The organism is Amycolatopsis australiensis (assembly GCF_900119165.1).
Lineage (GTDB): Bacteria > Actinomycetota > Actinomycetes > Mycobacteriales > Pseudonocardiaceae > Amycolatopsis > Amycolatopsis australiensis.
On record NZ_FPJG01000006.1, the window covers coordinates 7,129,608 to 7,147,546 of the forward strand.

Here is a 17,939-nt window from a genome sequence, read left to right on the forward strand (position 1 = left end):
ATTGAGATGCCGTCCTGTACGAAGACAACGCCGGACCTGACGCAATTCCGGAAACCTTTCCGAAGAAAAGCGCGAATTGCGTCAGTGTAGGAAAATCTATCCGGACGGTTCTTCGGCAACAACCCCTACGGTGCCCCTAGCGGCGTCACTGGCCGAGGTCCTCCCTGATCAGCGCAAACAGCTCCTCGTCGGTCGCCGAGTCGATCTCGCTCGCGCCCGCGGCCGCCGGGGGTTCGCCCGCACCGCCCGACCACCCCGCGAGCAACGCCCGGAGCCGGACGGTGACGCGGCTGCGGGTGAGGTCGTCCGGCTCCGCCGCCGCCAGCACCGCTTCGAGCCGGTCGAGCTCGTCGAGTGGTGACGTGCCGTCGGGGGCCAGCTCGGCGGCCAGCGCCGCGGCCAGTGCCGCCGGTGTCGGGTGGTCGAAGGCCACCGTGGCCGGCAGGGTCAGGCCGGACGCCGCCGCGAGGAGGTTGCGGAACTCGACCGCCGTGAGCGAATCGAAGCCGAGCTCGCGGAACGGGCGGTCGGCGGGCACGGTGTCCGCATCCGGGTGGCCGAGCACCGCGGCCGCCTGCTTCCGGACCAGGTCGAGCACGATCCGGTCGCGGTCGGACGGCGCCGCACCGGCCAGCCGCGCGACCAGGGGCTCCTCGGCCACGGCGGGTTCGGCCGCTGCCGCCGCCAGCGCGCGCCGGGCCGCCGGGATGCCGTCGAACAACCGGCTGGGCCGGGCCGCGGTGATCGCCGGCGCGTACTTCGCCCAATCGAGATCGGCGACCACCAGCGAACCACCCACCGGCACGGCCCGGGCGAGCACGCGCAGCGCGGCCTCCGGGTCCAGCGCGCCGACGCCGCCGCGGCCCATCCGGCCGCCGACCAGGTCGGAGGCGGCCATCCCGGCTTCGGCCCACGGTCCCCACGCCACCGAAAGCGCCGGCCGCCCGGCGCGGCGCCGCTGTTCGGCGAGCGCGTCCAGGACGGCGTTGGCCGCCGCGTAGTTGCCCTGCCCGGGACCACCCACCGTGCCCGCGATCGAGGAGAAGAGCACGAACGCCGAGACCGGGTGCGCGCGGGTGAGCTCGTCGAGCAGCACCGCACCGGTCACCTTGGGTGCGAAGACCTTCGCGAACCGCTCGGGGGTCAGCCCGTCCACGATGCCGTCGTCGAGCACGCCCGCGGTGTGGAAGACGGCGGTGACCTCCTCGTCCGCGAGCACGGCGGCCAGCTGGTCGCGGTCGGCGACGTCGCAGGCCGCGAGCCGGACCTCGGCGCCCGCCGACACCAGCTCGGCGCGCAGCTCCGGCGCACCGGGGGCGGCCTCGCCCTGCCGGCTCACCAGCACGATCCGGCGCGCGCCGCGGCCGGCTGCCCAGCGGGCGACGCGGGCGCCGAGCGCCCCGGTGCCGCCGGTCACGAGCACGGTGCCGTCCGCCGTCCATTCGTCGGCGGGCAGGGTGGGCGCCTCGGTGAGGCGCCGCCCGAACAGGCCGGCGCGCCGGATCGCGATCTGGTCTTCGGTGCCGGTGGCGAGCACGCCGGCCAGCACCCGGCCCGCGTGCTCGTCCACGGTGGCGGGCAGATCGACCAGCCCACCCCAGCGGGCGGGCGACTCCAGCGCGACGGTCCGGCCGAGACCCCAGACCGCGGCCTGAGCGGGATCGGGAAGGTCGGCCGCGGTCACAGCCGGCGCGGCGCGGGTGACGGCCCAGCACCGGATGCCGGGGGCCGCTTCGCCCAGGATTCGGACAACGGCGGCGAGGCCGGGAGCATCGAGCGCGACGAGCACGCCGGCAACCGGTCCGGCGTTGATCTCGGAGGCGAGCTGATCGAGGTGGCAGGCCACGGCTTCCGCACCGTGGCGGTTGAGGGCGGCGAGCAGATCCCCGAGGGGCTTGCCGTCGCCGGCCACCAGCCCACCGCCAAACGACCCGCCTTCGCCGGCCACCAGCCCGTGGCCGGGCACCGTCGCAGCCGCCTCCTGAGGTGCGCCGCCGACCACCAGCCAGCGACCGCTCAATACCGTGTCCGCCGGCTCCGGGACCGGTGACCACGTGACCCGGTACGTTCCGGATGCCGCGGCCCGGTCGCGGCGCCAGCCCGCCAACGCGGGCACCACCTTCCGCAGCACCTCGCCGTCGAGGTCCAAGCTGCCCGCCAGCTCCTCCATGTCCTCGCCCGAGATCGCCGCCCAGAAGGTGTCGTCCGGTTCCGTTCGGCGTGGTGGTGCGTCCAGCCAGTAGCGCTCGTGCTCGAACGGGTAGCCGGGCAGGTCCACCGGCCGGACGGCCCGGTCGCCGAACCGCGGGCGCCAGTCCACAGCCACGCCGAGGGTGTGGAGCCGGGCCAGTGCGGCGAGGAACGCCGCAGCACCCGGGCGGTCCGTGCGCTGGGTCGCCACCGCCGGCCCGGGCGCCAGGCCCGCCAGCACCGCACCCGGCCCGACCTCCGCGAAGCGGGTGACCCCGTCGGCGACCGCTCCGGCCACCGCGTCGGCGAACCGGACCGTTCCGCGCACCTGGTCCACCCAGTACGCGGCCGAGCACAGTTCGCCGGCCGCCGGCTTGCCGGTCAGCGTGGAGACGAGCGGGATCCTCGGCTCGCGGTAGGCGATCGTCGCGGCGATCCGGCCGAATTCGGCCAGCATCGGGTCCATCCGGTGCGAGTGGAACGCGTGCGACACCTTCAACCGGTTCGTCTTCCGGCCCGCCGCCCACGCGGCCACCGCCTCCACCGCCTCCACATCGCCGGACACCACCACCGAATCCGGACCGTTGACCGCCGCCAGCGACACGCCGTCCAGCACCGGCTGGATGTCCACCTCGGACGCCTGCACGGCCAGCATCGCCCCACCCTCGGGCAACGCCTGCATCAACCGGCCACGAGCCGCCACCAGCACACACGCATCAGCCAACGAAAACACCCCGGCCACGTGCGCCGCCGCCAGCTCCCCGATCGAATGCCCGATCAACACATCCGGCGCCACCCCGAACGACTCCAACAGCCGGAACAACGCCACCTCGACCACGAACAGACCGGCCTGCGCGAACACCGTCCGGTTCAGCAGCTCGGCATCGGAGCCCCACAACACCTCCCGCAGCGAACCACCCAGCTCCACATCCAGCCGCGCACAAACCCCCTCGAAAGCCTCGGCGAACACCGGATAACGCTCATGCAGCTGGTGGCCCATCCCCAAAACCTGCGAACCCTGGCCCGAGAACAGGAACCCGAGCTGCCCGTCGGCGGCCCGGCCGCGGACCACGTTCGCCGCGGGTTCGCCCGCCGCCAGCGCGGCCAGGCCCGCCAGCAGGGACTCCCGGCCGTCGCCGAGCACCGCGGCCCGCTCGTCCAGCCCGGCCCGCGTGGCGACCAGGGTCCGGGCCACCCCGCCGAGGTCGTCCCGGCCGGTCAGCGACGCCCGCAGCCGGGCCGCCCGCGTCCGCAACGCCGGTCCGGTCTTCGCCGAAAGCAGCCACGGCCCGGCGGCCGGCTCGAGCTCCGGTGCGGGCTCGGCCGGCCCCTGCTCGAGGATCACGTGCGCGTTGGTGCCGCTGATCCCGAACGACGACACGCCCGCGCGGCGGGCCCGGCCGGTCTCCGGCCAGTCCCGGGCCTCGGTCAGCACCTCCACCGCCCCGGCCGACCAGTCCACGTGCGAGGACGGGGTGCCGACGTGCAGGGTCCGGGGCGCGACGCCGTGCCGCATGGCCTCGACGACCTTGATCACCCCGGCCACCCCCGCCGCGGCCTGCGTGTGCCCGATGTTCGACTTCACCGACCCCAGCAGCACGGGCGTCTCCCGCTCCTGACCGTAGGTCGCCAGCAATGCCTGCGCCTCGATCGGATCGCCGAGCTTGGTCCCGGTCCCGTGCGCCTCGACGACGTCTACGTCCTGAGTGGACAGTCCGGCCGCGGCGAGCGCCTGCCGGATGACGCGCTGCTGCGCCGGGCCGTTCGGCGCGGTCAAGCCATTCGACGCACCATCCTGGTTCACCGCCGAACCCCGCACCACCGCCAGGATCCGATGCCCGTTGCGCTGGGCATCCGACAACCGCTCCAGCAACACGACACCGACACCCTCACCCCACCCGGTACCGTCCGCGGCATCCGCGAACGCCTTGCACCGGCCGTCGGCCGCGAGGCCGTTCTGGCGGGAGAAACCGATGAACGCACTCGGCGTCGCCATCACCGTCACCCCGCCGGCAAGCGCCAGGGAGCATTCCCCGGCGCGCAGCGCCTGGGCCGCCCAGTGCATGGCGACCAGCGACGACGAACACGCCGTGTCGACCGTGACCGCCGGACCTTCGAACCCGAACGCGTACGAGATGCGTCCGGAAAGGACACTCGCCGTGTTGCCGGTGGCCAGGTAGGCCTCGGCATCTTCCGGGGCGCGGGCCATCAGGGCCGCGTAGTCCTGACCGTTGGTGCCCGCGAAGACACCGACCCGGCTGCCGCGCAACGACGTCGGGTCGAACCCGGAGCGTTCCAGCACGTCCCACGACGCTTCCAGCAGCAGCCGCTGCTGCGGGTCCATCGCCAGTGCTTCCCGCGGCGAGATGCCGAACAGGCCCGCGTCGAACTCGCCGGCGCCGTCGACGAAACCGCCCTCGGCCACCGAGCTCGTGCCGCGGCCGCCGCCGGCCAGTGCCGCCAGGTCCCAGCCGCGGTCGGCCGGGAACGGGCCCATGCCGTCCCCGCCGGAGGCCACGAGTTCCCACAGGTCTTCCGGGGACGACACCCCGCCGGGGAACCGGCACGCCATCCCGACGATCGCCACCGGCTCGTCCGTCGCGGCGACCGTCTCGACCGCGGGGCCGGCGCCGGTGCCCAGCAGTTCGGCCGCGAGGTGCCCGGCCAGCGCGGCCGGTGTCGGGTGGTCGAAGATCAGCGTCGCGGGCAGGGCGAGGCCGGTCGCCGCGCCGAGTGCGTTGCGGAATTCGACCGCGGTCAGCGAGTCGAAGCCGAGTTCGCGGAACGCCGCGCCCGGGCTGACCGCGTCCGCCGACGCGTGGCCGAGCACCGCGGCGGCCTGCGACCGGACGACGTCGAGCAGGATCCGCGGCCGGGCCGCTTCCGGCGCTTCGCCGAGCCGGGCCCGCAGCGCCGCGTTCCCGGGCGCCGCACGGTGCTCGCGCAGGGCACGGGCGGCTTCGGGGACGCCGTCGAACAGCTTGCTCGGCCGCAGTGTGGTGAAGGCGGGCGCGAAGCGGCTCCAGTCGAGGTCGGCCACGGTGATCGCGCCGCCGGCGCCGGCCACCGCGGTGAGTTCGCGCAGCGCGCGGTCCGGCGCCATGGCGTGCATGCCGCCGCGGGCCATCCGCTGCTCGACCACGGCCGAGGCGGCCATCCCGCCGTCGGCCCACGCGCCCCACGCCACCGAAGTCGCCGGGAGCCCGTGTTGCGTGCGGTGTTCGGCGAGCGCGTCGAGGTAGGCGTTCGCCGCGGCGTAGGCGGCCTGGCCGGCCGCGCCGATCGTGCCGCTCACCGAGGAGAACAGCACGAAGGTCCGCACCGGGTGCCCGGCGGTGAGTTCGTGCAGGTGGCGGGCGGCGTGGGCCTTGGGCGCCAGGACCGTTTCGAAGCGGTCCGGCGTCAGGCTGCCGAGGATGCCGTCGTCGAGGACGCCGGCGGTGTGGAACACCGCGGTGATCTCCTCGCCGTCCAGTGCCGCGGCGAGCACGTCGCGGTCGGCGACGTCGCAGGCCACGATCCGCACTTCGGCGCCGGCCAGCTCGGCGCGGAGGCCGGCCGCGCCCGGCGCGTCGTCACCGCGACGGCTCAGCAGGACCAGCCGGCGGGCGCCGCGCCCGACCGCCCACTTGGCGAGCTGGGCGCCGAGCGCGCCGGTACCGCCGGTGATCAGGACGGTGCCGCCGGCCGCCCAGTCTTCGCCCGGTTCGCTCGCGCTCCGGGCCAGGCGCCGGGCGAACAGGCCGGAACTCCGGACGGCGACCTGGTCTTCGGCGCCCGTCAGCGCGGCGACGAGCAGCCGGGCGGCCCGCTCGTCGAGGGTGCCGGGCAGGTCGACCACGCCACCCCAGCGGTCCGGTTGTTCGAGGGCGACGGTCCGGGCGAGGCCCCACACCATCGCGGCTCCGGGGTCGGTGAGCGGGTCGCCGGGCCCGGTCGAGACGGCGCCGCGGGTCACGGCCCAGATCCGGGCGTCGATCCCGGCGTCGCCGAGGGCTTGGACGGCGATCGCGGTGGTCACGGCGTCGAGGACGACGACCACGCCGTCGAATTCCCCGCCGAGCCGTCCGGCGAGGGCGGCGCGCCCGGTGCCGGCCGGGACGGCGATCCGCGTGACGTCGGCGAGGGCTTCGGCCACGTCGTCGCCTTCGCCATCGGCGTGCAGCAGCAGCCACCGGCCGCGCGGGGAGCTCGCGGTCGTGCCGATGGCGGTCCAGGTGACGCGGTAGCGCCAGTCGTCGGCCGGGGCCGGGTCGAGCCAGAAGCGCTGGTGCTGGAAGGCGTAGGTCGGCAGGTCGGCCGGGCGCGCACCGGGGAAGGCCGGCGTCCAGTCCACGGCGACGCCGTCGGTGTGCAGCCGGCCCAGCGCGGTCAGGAACGCCTCGACCCCGTCACGGCCGGCGCGCTGCACCGCCACCCCGTCGACGAGCCCGGCCAGCACCGCACCCGGCCCGACCTCCACGAACCGCGCGGCCCCCGTCGCGGCCACCGCATCGGCGAACCGGACCGTGCCTCGCACCTGATCGACCCAGTACCGCGCGTCGAACGCCGTCACCGGCTCACCGGTCAACGTCGACAGGATCGGCAGCTCCAGCTCGTGATACTCCACAGTGGACGCTATTTCGGCGAACTCCGCCAGCATCGGATCCATCCGATGCGAATGAAACGCGTGCGACACCTTCAACCGGCGCGTCTTGCGGTCGGCCGCCCACTCGGCAACCCGCTCCACAGCCTCCACGTCACCGGAGACGACGACCGAATCCGGGCCGTTGACCGCCGCCAGCGACACGCCATCACCCAGCACCGGGGCGATCTCCTCGCGCGTGGCCTGCACCGCCAGCATCGCCCCGCCCGCCGGCAAAGCGTCCATCAACCGGCCCCGCGCGGCCACCAGCACACACGCGTCATCGAGCGACAGCACCCCGGCGACATGCGCGGCCGCGAACTCACCGATCGAATGCCCGACCAGCACATCCGGCCGCACACCGAACGACTCCAACAACCGGAACAACGCCACCTCGACCGCGAACAACCCGGCCTGCGCGAACACCGTCCGATTCAGCAACTCGGCATCCGTGCCCCAGAGCACGTCCCGCAACGAGGAATCGAGACACGCGCACACCGCATCGAAAGCCTCGGCGAACACCGGGAACCGGCCGTAGAGATCCCGGCCCATGCCCAAAGCCTGCGAACCCTGCCCTGAGAACAGGAACCCGACCCGGCCCGAAGTCACCGAACCCGACACCACGTTCGCCGCCGGCTCGCCGGCAGCCAGTGCCGACAGCCCGGCCGACAGCGCTTCGCGGTCCCCGACCACGACCGCGCGTTCGGCGAGGGCGGCGCGGGTGGCCGCGAGGGCCAGGCCGAGGTCCGCCGCGGGCACGCCGGGGTGGGCGGAGACGTGGGCGTGGAGCCGGTCCGCCTGCGCTCGCAGCGCATCGGCGGTCTTGGCCGACAGGACCCAGGCCACCGGCACCACGTCCGCCACCGCCGGCTCCGGCGGCGTGGCGGGAACGGCCTCGACGATGACGTGCGCGTTGGTGCCGCTCACCCCGAACGACGACACGCCCGCGCGGCGGGCCCGGCCGGTCTCCGGCCAGTCCCGGGCCTCGGTCAGCACCTCCACCGCGCCGGCCGACCAGTCCACTTCGGACGTCGGCCGGTCGACGTGCAGGGTCTTCGGGACGACGCCGTGCCGCATCGCCTGGACCACCTTGATCACCCCGGCGACCCCGGCCGCCGCCTGCGTGTGGCCGATGTTCGACTTCACCGAGCCGAGCAGCAAGGGGGTTTCGCGCTCCTGACCGTAGGTCGCGATCAGCGCCTGCGCCTCGATGGGATCGCCGAGCTTGGTCCCGGTCCCGTGCGCCTCGACGACGTCGACATCCGTTGTGGACAGTCCGGCGGACGCCAGCGCCTGCCGGATCACCCGCTGCTGCGCCGGGCCGTTCGGCGCGGTCAAGCCATTCGACGCACCATCCTGATTGACCGCCGAACCCCGCACCACCGCCAAGATCCGATGCCCGTTCCGCTGCGCGTCAGACAACCGCTCCAGCAGCACAACACCGACACCCTCACCCCAGCCCGTGCCGTCGGCGGCATCCGCGAACGCCTTGCACCGGCCGTCGGCGGCCAGGCCGTTCTGGCGGGAGAAACCGATGAACGCACTCGGCGTCGCCATCACCGACACGCCTCCGGCCAGGGCGAGGGAACACTCCCCCGCCCGCAGCGCCTGCCCGGCGAGGTGCATGGCGACCAGCGACGACGAACACGCCGTGTCGACCGTGACCGCCGGGCCCTCGAACCCGAACGCGTAGGACACCCGGCCCGAGAGCACGCTCGCCGTGTTCCCGGTCGGCAGGAAGGCGGCCGCGTCCTGCGGCGCGGTGCCCGCCAGGGCCGCGTAGTCCTGGCCGTTGGTCCCGGCGAAAACCCCGACGCGGCCACCCCGCAGGGTGCCGGGGTCGATCCCGGCCCGCTCGAGCACTTCCCACGACGCTTCCAGCAGCAGCCGCTGCTGCGGGTCCATCACCAGCGCTTCGCGGGGCGAAATCCCGAAGAACGCCGGGTCGAAGTCGGTCGCGCCGGTGACGAAGCCGCCTTCGCCCGTGGCCGACGTGCCGGCCGCTCCCGGGGAGCCGAGCAGCTTGCCCAGGTCCCAGCCGCGGTCCGCGGGGAAGGACCGCATCGCGTCGCCGCCAGCGGCGACGAGGTCCCACAGGTCCTCCGGCGAAGCCACGCCGCCGGGGAACCGGCACGCCATCCCGACGATCGCCACCGGCTCGTCCGTCGCGGCCACCGTCTCGACCGCGGTCCCGGCCCGCGTGCCGAGCAGCTCGCTCGCGAGGTGCCCGGCCAGCGCGGCCGCGGTCGGGTAGTCGAAGACCACGGTCGAGGGCAGGGCGAGGCCGGTGGCCGCGCCGAGCAGGTTCCGCAGCTCGACCGCGGTGAGCGAATCGAAGCCGAGGTCACGCAACGCGGTGTCCGGGGCGATCGCGGCGGCGGAGTCGTGCCCGAGCACGGCAGCCGCCCGGCCGCGGACCAGCTCGAGGAGCCGGTCTTCGGCGCCCGGCCCGGCCAGCAGGCCGGCGGCCGGCGTCCCGGCGCCGGGCGCCTGCCGCGCCTCGGGCACGGTACGCAACGCCGGGCTCGGCCGCACCGCGGTGAACCCGGCGGTGAACCGCGGCCAGTCGATGTCGGCGATCACCGGGCAGGTGTCCCGGCCCAGGCTCCGCCGGAGCGCCCGCAGCGCGGGCCCGGCCGCCATCGGCGTGAGGCCACCGCGGGCGACGCGCTGCCCGGCGAGCCCGCCGGCGGCCATCCCGTCTCCGGCCCAGGCCCCCCACGACACGGACGTGGCGGGCAACCCGGCCTGCGCGCGTTCCTCGGCGAGCGCGTCGAGGTAGGCGTTCGCGGCCGCGTAGCCGCCCTGTCCCGGCGCGCCGAGGGCCCCGGCGAGCGACGAGAACAGCACGAACGCCGAAACCGGGTGGTCGAGGGTCGTCTCGTGGAGCACGCGCGCGGCGACGGCCTTCGGGCGGAGCACCGCGGCGAGCCGGTCCGGGGTGAGCCCGCCGATGACGCCGTCGTCGAGGACGGCCGCGGTGTGGAAGACGGCGGTGATCCGCTCGGTGGCCAGCACTTCGGCGAGCGCGGCGCGGTCGGCGACGTCGCAGGCGGCAATCCGGACTTCGGCGCCCGCCGCGACGAGCTCGTCCCGCAGGGTTCCGGCACCCGGCGCGTTCTCGCCGCGCCTGCTGAGCAGCACGACGCGCCCGGCACCCAGGCCGACGGCCCAGCGGGCGACCTGCGCGCCCAGTGCGCCGGTGCCGCCGGTGATCAGGACCGTTCCGTCCGGCTGCCAGTCCTCGGCGCCGGCCGGAGCGGCGTGGACCAGCCGGCGCGCGTACGCGCCCGCCGCGCGGACGGCGACCTGGTCCTCGGTGCCGCTCAGCGTGGCGGCCAGCAGCGCGGCCTCGCGGTCGCCGAGCACGGGCGGCAGGTCGATCAGGCCGCCCCAGCGGTCGGGGTACTCGAGGGCGGCGGTGCGGCCCAGTCCCCAGACGAACGCGCCGTCGGGGTTGGTCAAGGCGTCGTCGTCGCCGACGGACACGGCACCACGGGTGATGGCCCAGATCTTCGCCCCGGGCGCGTCGATCACCGGCAGCGCGGCCGCCGTGGTAGCGACGCCCAGAGCGAGGACGGCCCCGGCGAGCCCGTCGGCCGTGACCGGCTCGACGCCGGCCGCCACCCGCCGGTGCTCGACCTCGGCGCCGTCGGCGGTGAGCGCGGCGACCAGGTCCGGTTCGTCACCGTGGGACAGCAGCAGCCACCGGCCGGACAGCGTCGCGCGGGCGGGCGGCAGCGGCTGCCAGCGGAAGCGGTAGCCCCACCCTCGGCTCGCCGCGCCGTCCCGCCGGTTGCGCCACCAGGAGGCGAGCGCGGGCACGACGGCGCGCAGGGGCGCTTCGTCGTCGAGGGCGAGGGTGCCGGAGAGAGCGGTGAGGTCTTCGCGGTCGACGGTGGCCCAGAACTCGGCCTCGACGGGGTCGAGGGCGGGACCGGCGGGTTCGAGCCAGAACCGCTGGTGCTCGAACGGGTAGGTCGGCAAGTCGACATGGCGGGCGTCGCCGAACAGCGACGTCCAGTCCACGGTGACGCCCTCGGTGTGCAACCGGCCCAGCGCGGTCAAGAACGCCTGGACTCCCTCACGATCAGCCCGCTGGACCGCCACTCCCTCGACCAGCCCGGCCAGCGCGGCCCCCGGGCCCACCTCGACCCAACGCCCCGCGCCCGCGGCCGCCACGGCATCGGCGAACCGGACGGTCCCCCGGACCTGATCCACCCAATACCGCGCGTCGAACTCGGTGACCGGCTCACCGGTCAGCGTCGACACGATCGGCAGCTCCGGCTCGTGATACTCCACAGTGGACGCGATCTCGGCGAACTCCGCCAACATCGGATCCATCCGATGCGAATGGAACGCATGCGACACCTTCAACCGACGCGTCTTGCGACCCGCCGCCCATCCGGCAACCCGCTCGACCGCGTCCACATCACCGGAGACAACCACCGAATCCGGACCGTTCACCGCCGCCAGCGCCACACCATCACCCAGCACCGGGGCGATCTCCTCCGGCGTGGCCTGCACCGCCAGCATCGCCCCACCCTCCGGCAACGCCTGCATCAACCGGCCCCGCGCGGCCACCAACGCACACGCGTCATCCAGCGACAGCACCCCTGCCACGTGCGCAGCCGCGAACTCACCGATCGAATGCCCGACCAGCACATCCGGCCGCACACCGAAGGACTCCAGCAGCCGGAACAGGGCGACCTCGACCGCGAACAACCCGGCCTGGGTGAACACCGTTCGGTTCAAGAGCTCGGCGTTGAAGCCCCACAGCACGTCCCGCAGCGAAGCGCCCAGGCGGGCGCACACCGCGTCGAAAGCCTCGGCGAACACCGGGAACCGGCCGTACAGATCCCGGCCCATCCCGAGCACCTGCGAACCCTGGCCGGAGAACAGGAACCCGGTGCGGCCCGGCTTCACCGAACCCGACACCACGTGCGCCGCCGGCTCACCGGCAGCCACGGCCGCGAGCCCCGACAGCAGCGCCTCCCGGTCCCCGGCCACCACCGCACGGTGGTCCAGCCCGGCGCGTCCGGTGGCGAGCGTGTGCCCGACATCGCGCGGGTCGAGGTCCGGCTCGGCGAGCAGGTGCGTACGCAGCCGCGCGGCCTGGGCCCGCAACGCGGGCTCAGACTTCGCCGACAGCACCCAGGGCACGCGGCCGCCGGGTGCGGGCCGGGCGGCGGGCTCGGTCTCCGGCGCCTCTTCGATGACGAGGTGGGCGTTGGTGCCGCCGATCCCGAACGACGACACCCCGGCCCGCCGCGGGCGGCCCGCGGCCGGCCACGGCCGGGCCTCGGTGAGCAGCTCCACCGCCCCGGCCGACCAGTCGACGTGCGACGAGGGCGCGTCGACGTGCAAGGTCCTCGGCAGTTCCCCGTGGCGCAGCGCCAGCACCACCTTCAGCACCCCGGCCACCCCGGCCGCGGCCTGGGTGTGCCCGAGGTTGGACTTCACGGTCCCGAGCAGCAGGGGGTGTTCCCGGTCCTGCCCGTAGGTCGCCAGCAGCGCCTGGGCTTCGATCGGGTCACCGAGACTCGTCCCGGTCCCGTGCGCCTCGACGACGTCGACGTCCTGGGTGGACAGTCCGGCGTTGGCCAGCGCCTGCCGGATCACCCGCTGCTGGGACGGGCCGTTCGGGGCGGTCAGGCCGTTGGACGCGCCATCGGAGTTCACCGCCGAACCCCGGACCACCGCCAGCACCGGGTGCCCGTTGCGCTCGGCGTCCGAAAGCCGCTCCAGCAGCACCAGCCCGACGCCTTCGGAGAACCCCGCGCCGTCGGCGGTGTCGGAGAAGGCCTTGCAGCGGTTGTCCGCGGCGACGCCGCCCTGTTTGGAGAACTCGCCGAACAGCGCCGGGGTCGCCATCACGGTCGCCCCGCCCGCCAGCGCCAGGCGGCATTCGCCCAGCCGCAGCGCCTGGGCGGCCAGGTGCATCGCCACCAGCGACGACGAGCACGCCGTGTCGACCGTCACGGTCGGTCCCTCGAACCCGAAGGCGTACGAGATCCGTCCGGAAAGGACACTCGCGGTGTTGCCGGTGCCGATGTACCCGGCGATGTCCTCGGTGGTGTGCGCGGTCAGCGACACGTAGTCCTGGCCGTTCGTGCCCGCGAACACGCCGGTCCGGCTGCCGCGCAGAGCGGCCGGGTCGATGCCCGCCTGCTCCAGCGTCTCCCAGGCCACCTCCAGCAGCAAGCGCTGCTGCGGATCCATCGCCAGCGCCTCCCGCGGCGAGATCCCGAAGAACCCGGCGTCGAACCCGGCGGCGTCGGTGAGGAACCCGCCTTCGCCGTCGGAGTCCCAGCCGCGGTCGGCGGGGAACGGGCCGATGCCCTCCCGGCCCTCGGCCAGCAACGCCCACAGCTGTTCCGGCGACTCGACGCCGCCGGGGAACCGGCAGGCCATCGCGACGATCGCGATGGGTTCGTCGGCCACTGGCGCCGGCGCGGCGTCGGACGGCGATCGGTCTTCGGCACCCGCCAGCCGGTCGCGCAGGTGCTTCGCCAGCGCCGACGGGGTCGGGTGGTCGAACACCAGTGTCGCGGGCAGCTTCAGCCCGGTCACCGCGGTGAGCCGGTTGCGCAGCTCGACCGCCGTCACCGAGTCGAACCCGACGTCGGTGAACGCCTGGTCGTCGCGGACCGAGCCGCCCGAGGCGTACCCGAGCACGGTGGCGACCTGCACCCCGACCAGCTCGGTGAGCAGGCGCAGCTGACCGGCGCGATCCCGGCCGGCGAGCCGGGCGGCCCACCCGCCGTCCACCTCGGCCGCGGGGGCGGTCAGGCGCCGCACCTCGGGGATTTCGTCGAACAGCTTCGTGGCGCTGCGCGCGGTGTAGGCGACGTAGTAGCGGTCCCAGTCGATGGCGATGCAGCCGAGCACGGCGTCACCGTCTTCGATGGCCTGCCGCAGCACGTCGAGCGCACGGTCCGGGGCCATCTCCGGGATGCCGTGCCGCCGGGCGAGCTCGCCGATGCCCGACTCGGCCATGCCCGCGCCCGCCCAGGTGCCCCAGGCGATCGAGGTCGCGGGCACGCCCTCGGCGCGCAGCGCCTGGGCGTAGGCGTCGAGGAACGCGTTGCCAGGGGCGTAGTTGCCCTGCCCGGACGCGCCGAAGGTGCCGGCCATCGACGAGAAGAACACCAGGGCCGAGAGCGGGTGTCCGGCGGTCAGTTCCCGCAGGTTCACCGCGCCGCGCAGCTTGGGGGCGAGCACCCGGCCGATCCGGTCGGCGGTGAGCGCGTCGACGAAACCGTCGTCGAGGGCCGCGGCGGTGTGGAAGACCGCGGAGAGCGGTCCGGCGTCGGCGATCACGGCGGCGAGGGCGTCCCGGTCGGCGACGTCGCAGGCGGCGATCGTCACGCGCGTCCCCGACGCGGCCAGTTCCGCGCGGAGCTCTTCGGCGCCGGGCGCTTCCGGGCCGCGGCGGCTCAGCAGCACAACGTGCTCGGCACCGTCGGCGGCCAACCGGCGGGCGACGTGGGCGCCGAGCGCGCCGAGACCGCCGGTGACCAGCACGGTCCCGGACGGCCGCCAGCGTGCGGGTGCCGGCCCGGTCCGCGGGGCGCGGACGAGCCGGCGGCCGAACAGCCCGGACGCGCGCACGGCGAGCTGGTCCTCGCCGCTCGCACCGGCCAGCGCGGCCACGAGCAGGGCGTCGACGTCGGCGTCACCGGCGGGCAGGTCGACGAGACCGCCCCAGCGCTCGGGGTGCTCCAGGCCCGCCACGCGCCCGAAGCCCCAGACAAGGGCCTGTTCCGGGTGGGCGACGGTCTCGTCCGGAATGGCCGCGACGGCACCGCGGGTCAGGCACCACAGCGGCGCGGTGACCCGGGCGTCACCGAGTGCCTGCACGGCGGCGACCGTGCCGGTCAGCCCGGTCGCGGAGACGACGCCCGCCGGGGTGGTGCCGTCCAGAGCCTCGACGACGCGCCCGGCCAGTCCGGCCCGGTCCTCGCCGGGAGCCGTCCCGACCCGGACGACCGCGGCTCCGGCGCCGGTCAGTGCGGCGGTGGCCCGGGCAGGCAGGTCGCCGCCGTCGTCGAGCACGAGCCAGGTACCGGACGGCCGGGCGGCCGGGGTGCCGAGGCTCTTCCAGGTGATCCGGTAGCGCCAGCCGTCGACGAGCGAGCCGTCCCGGCGCTCGCGGTGCCACGCGGACAGCGCCGGCACGACGGCCTGGAGGGGCTCACTGCCGGCCAGGCCGAGGGTGTCCGCGAGGGCGGTGAGGTCGGCGCGTTCGACGGCGTCCCAGAACGGCGCGTCGGCCGTGGTCTCCGTGGTTTTCCTGGTCTCGATCCAGAACCGCCGTCGCTGGAAGGCGTAGGTGGGCAGGTCGACCCGCCGGCCGGGGGTGAGTTCCTCCCAGGCGACCGGGACGCCCCGGACGTAGGCCTCGCCGAACGCGGTGTACAGCTGCCGCAGGTCGCCGTGGTCGCGGCGCAGCGTCGGCACCACCGTGCCCGAGGTTTCGAGGTCGTCGAGGGTCTGCCGGAGGCCCACGGTGAGAACCGGGTGCGCTGAACTCTCGACGAACACCGCGTGCCCGGCCGTGATCGCGGCCCTGGTTGCCTGCTCGAACTTCACCGTGGCCCGGAGGTTGCGGTACCAGTAGTCGGCGGTCAGCTCGGCCGTGTCGATCGCTTCGCCGGTCAGCGTCGAGAAGAAGACCGTGTCCACGCTGGACGGACTGACCGGGGCCAGGTCGCTCAAGATCCGCTCGCGGATCGCCTCGACCTGAGGCGAATGTGATGCGTAATCCACCGGCACCCGACGGACACGGACGCCTTCGGCTTCCCAGGCCGCCTGCGCCTCGTCGAGAGCGGTGATCTCGCCGGAGACCACGGTCGCCGACGGGCCGTTCACCGCCGCCACACCCAACCGCGGATCCAGCCCGGCTTCGATTTCGGCCACCGGCAGCGGAACAGACAGCATTCCGCCTGTACCCGCCAGGTCGGTGATCGCCTTCGCCCGCAAGGCAACCACGCGAGCGCCGTCTGTTGTGGACAGTGCTCCGGCGACCACCGCGGCGGCGATCTCACCCTGGGAGTGACCGATCACCGCGGCCGGCTCGACCCCCGCCGACCGCCAGAGCTCAGCGAGACTCACCATCACCGCCCACAGCAGCGGCTGCACCACATCGACCCGCTCCAGTACCGAGGGGTCATCGGAACGCGCCACTTCGGTGAGCGACCAGTCCACAAAGCAGGACAGGGCGGCTTCGCACTCCGCCCACCTCGCCGCGAACACCTCCGAGGAATCGAGGAGCTCGACCGCCATGCCGACCCACTGCGCACCCTGGCCCGGGAACACCAGCACGGGACCCGCGCCGAGCTCGGCGACGACACCGGAGGCCGCGCCGGGCCCGCCGGCGGCCACGGCGGCCACCTCGGCCAGCAGTTCGGCCCGGTCCGCGCCGACGACCACGGCCCGGTGGTCCAGCGCGGCACGGGTGGTGGCAAGCGAGAACCCGACATCGGAGGGCGAGGAGGCCAGGGATCCGAACGCGGCGAGCCGCCCGGCCTGCGCCCGCAGCCCGGCCGCGGACTTCGCCGACAGCACCCACGGCACCACCGGCGAACCAGCCTCGACGCGCTCGACCGGCCCGGCGGCCTCGGCAATACCGGCAGCACCGGCCAACCCGACCGACCCAGCCCGCTTGGCGCCCTGGGGCAGCTCGGCGGCACCAGCCGGCCCGGCGCCCTCGAGCAACTCGGCGGCCCTGGTCGGCCCAAGAGCCCCGGCAGCACCGGCCAGCTCATCCGCCGGTGCCTCCTCGAGAATCACGTGCGCGTTCGTCCCGCTGACACCGAACGCCGACACGCCCGCCCGCCGGGTCCGCTCGCCCTGGGGCCACGGTTGGGCCTCCGTCAGCAGCTCGACCGCTCCCGCCGACCAGTCCACCTGCGACGATCGCGTCTGCGCGTGGAGGGTCTTCGGCAGCCTGCCGTTCCGCAGCGCCAGCACCACCTTCATCACGCCGGCCACACCGGCCGCGGCCTGGGTGTGGCCGATGTTCGACTTGATCGAACCCAGCCACAGCGGCCGGTCGCGGTCCTGGCCGTAGGTGGCCAGCAATGCCTGTGCCTCGATCGGGTCGCCCAGGCGGGTGCCGGTTCCGTGGGCCTCCACCGCGTCGACCTCGTCGGCCGTCAAGCGCGCGTTGGCCAGTGCCTGGCGGATCAGCCTCTGCTGCGAGGGGCCGTTCGGCGCGGTGAGCCCGTTCGACGCGCCGTCCTGGTTGACCGCCGATCCGCGGACCACGGCCAGCACCGGGTGGCCGTTGCGCCGGGCGTCCGACAACCGCTCGACCAGCAGCAGACCGACGCCTTCGCCCCAGCCCGTGCCGTCCGCCTCGTCGGCGAAGGCCTTGCAGCGGCCGTCGGCGGCCAGCCCGTTCTGCTCGGTGAACGCCACGAAGGTTCCGGGCGTCGACATCACCGTCACCCCGCCCGCCAGCGCCAGCGAACACTCGCCGGAGCGGAGCGACTGCACCGCCATGTGCAGGGCCACCAGCGAAGACGAACACGCCGTGTCCACCGTCACCGCCGGGCCCTCCAGCCCGAACAGGTACGACAGCCGGCCGGACACCACGCTGGCCGCGACCGAGGTGCCGCCGAACAACGCGGTGTCGTCCGCCGCGTTGGCCAGCAGGTGTGTGTAGTCCTGGCCGTTGCTGCCCGCGAACACGCCGGTGCGGCTGCCGCGCAGCGAAAGCGGGTCGATCCCGGCCCGCTCGAACGCCTCCCACGCCGTCTCCAGCAGCAGCCGCTGCTGGGGATCCATGGACAGCGCCTCGCGCGGCGAAATGCCGAACAGCTCGGGATCGAAGCGGGGCGCGTCGTGGACGAACCCGCCGACGCGCACGTAGCTGCCCGGCGCGTCCGCCCAGCCGCGGTCCGCCGGGAAGGCGCTCATCGCGTCGCCGCCGGAATCCAGCAGCCGCCACAGGTCTTCCGGTGTGTCGGCGCCGCCGGGGAACCGGCAGCTCATGGCGACGACGGCGATCGGCTCGGCGTCCTTGGCCTCGTAGTACCGAAGCCGCTGGTGCGCGTCCTGCAGGTCGGCCGTCGCCCGCTTCAGGAAGTGCCGGAGCTTTTCTTCGTTGGTCATCCGC

General features: G+C 74.5%; 1 pseudogene. It reads right to left on the reverse strand.

What is annotated here, in order from left to right:
• Nucleotides 1-145: 145 nt before the first annotated feature.
• Nucleotides 146-17,842: pseudogene (locus tag BT341_RS47010) on the reverse strand (type I polyketide synthase); the annotation flags it as partial.
• Nucleotides 17,843-17,939: the final 97 nt, after the last annotated feature.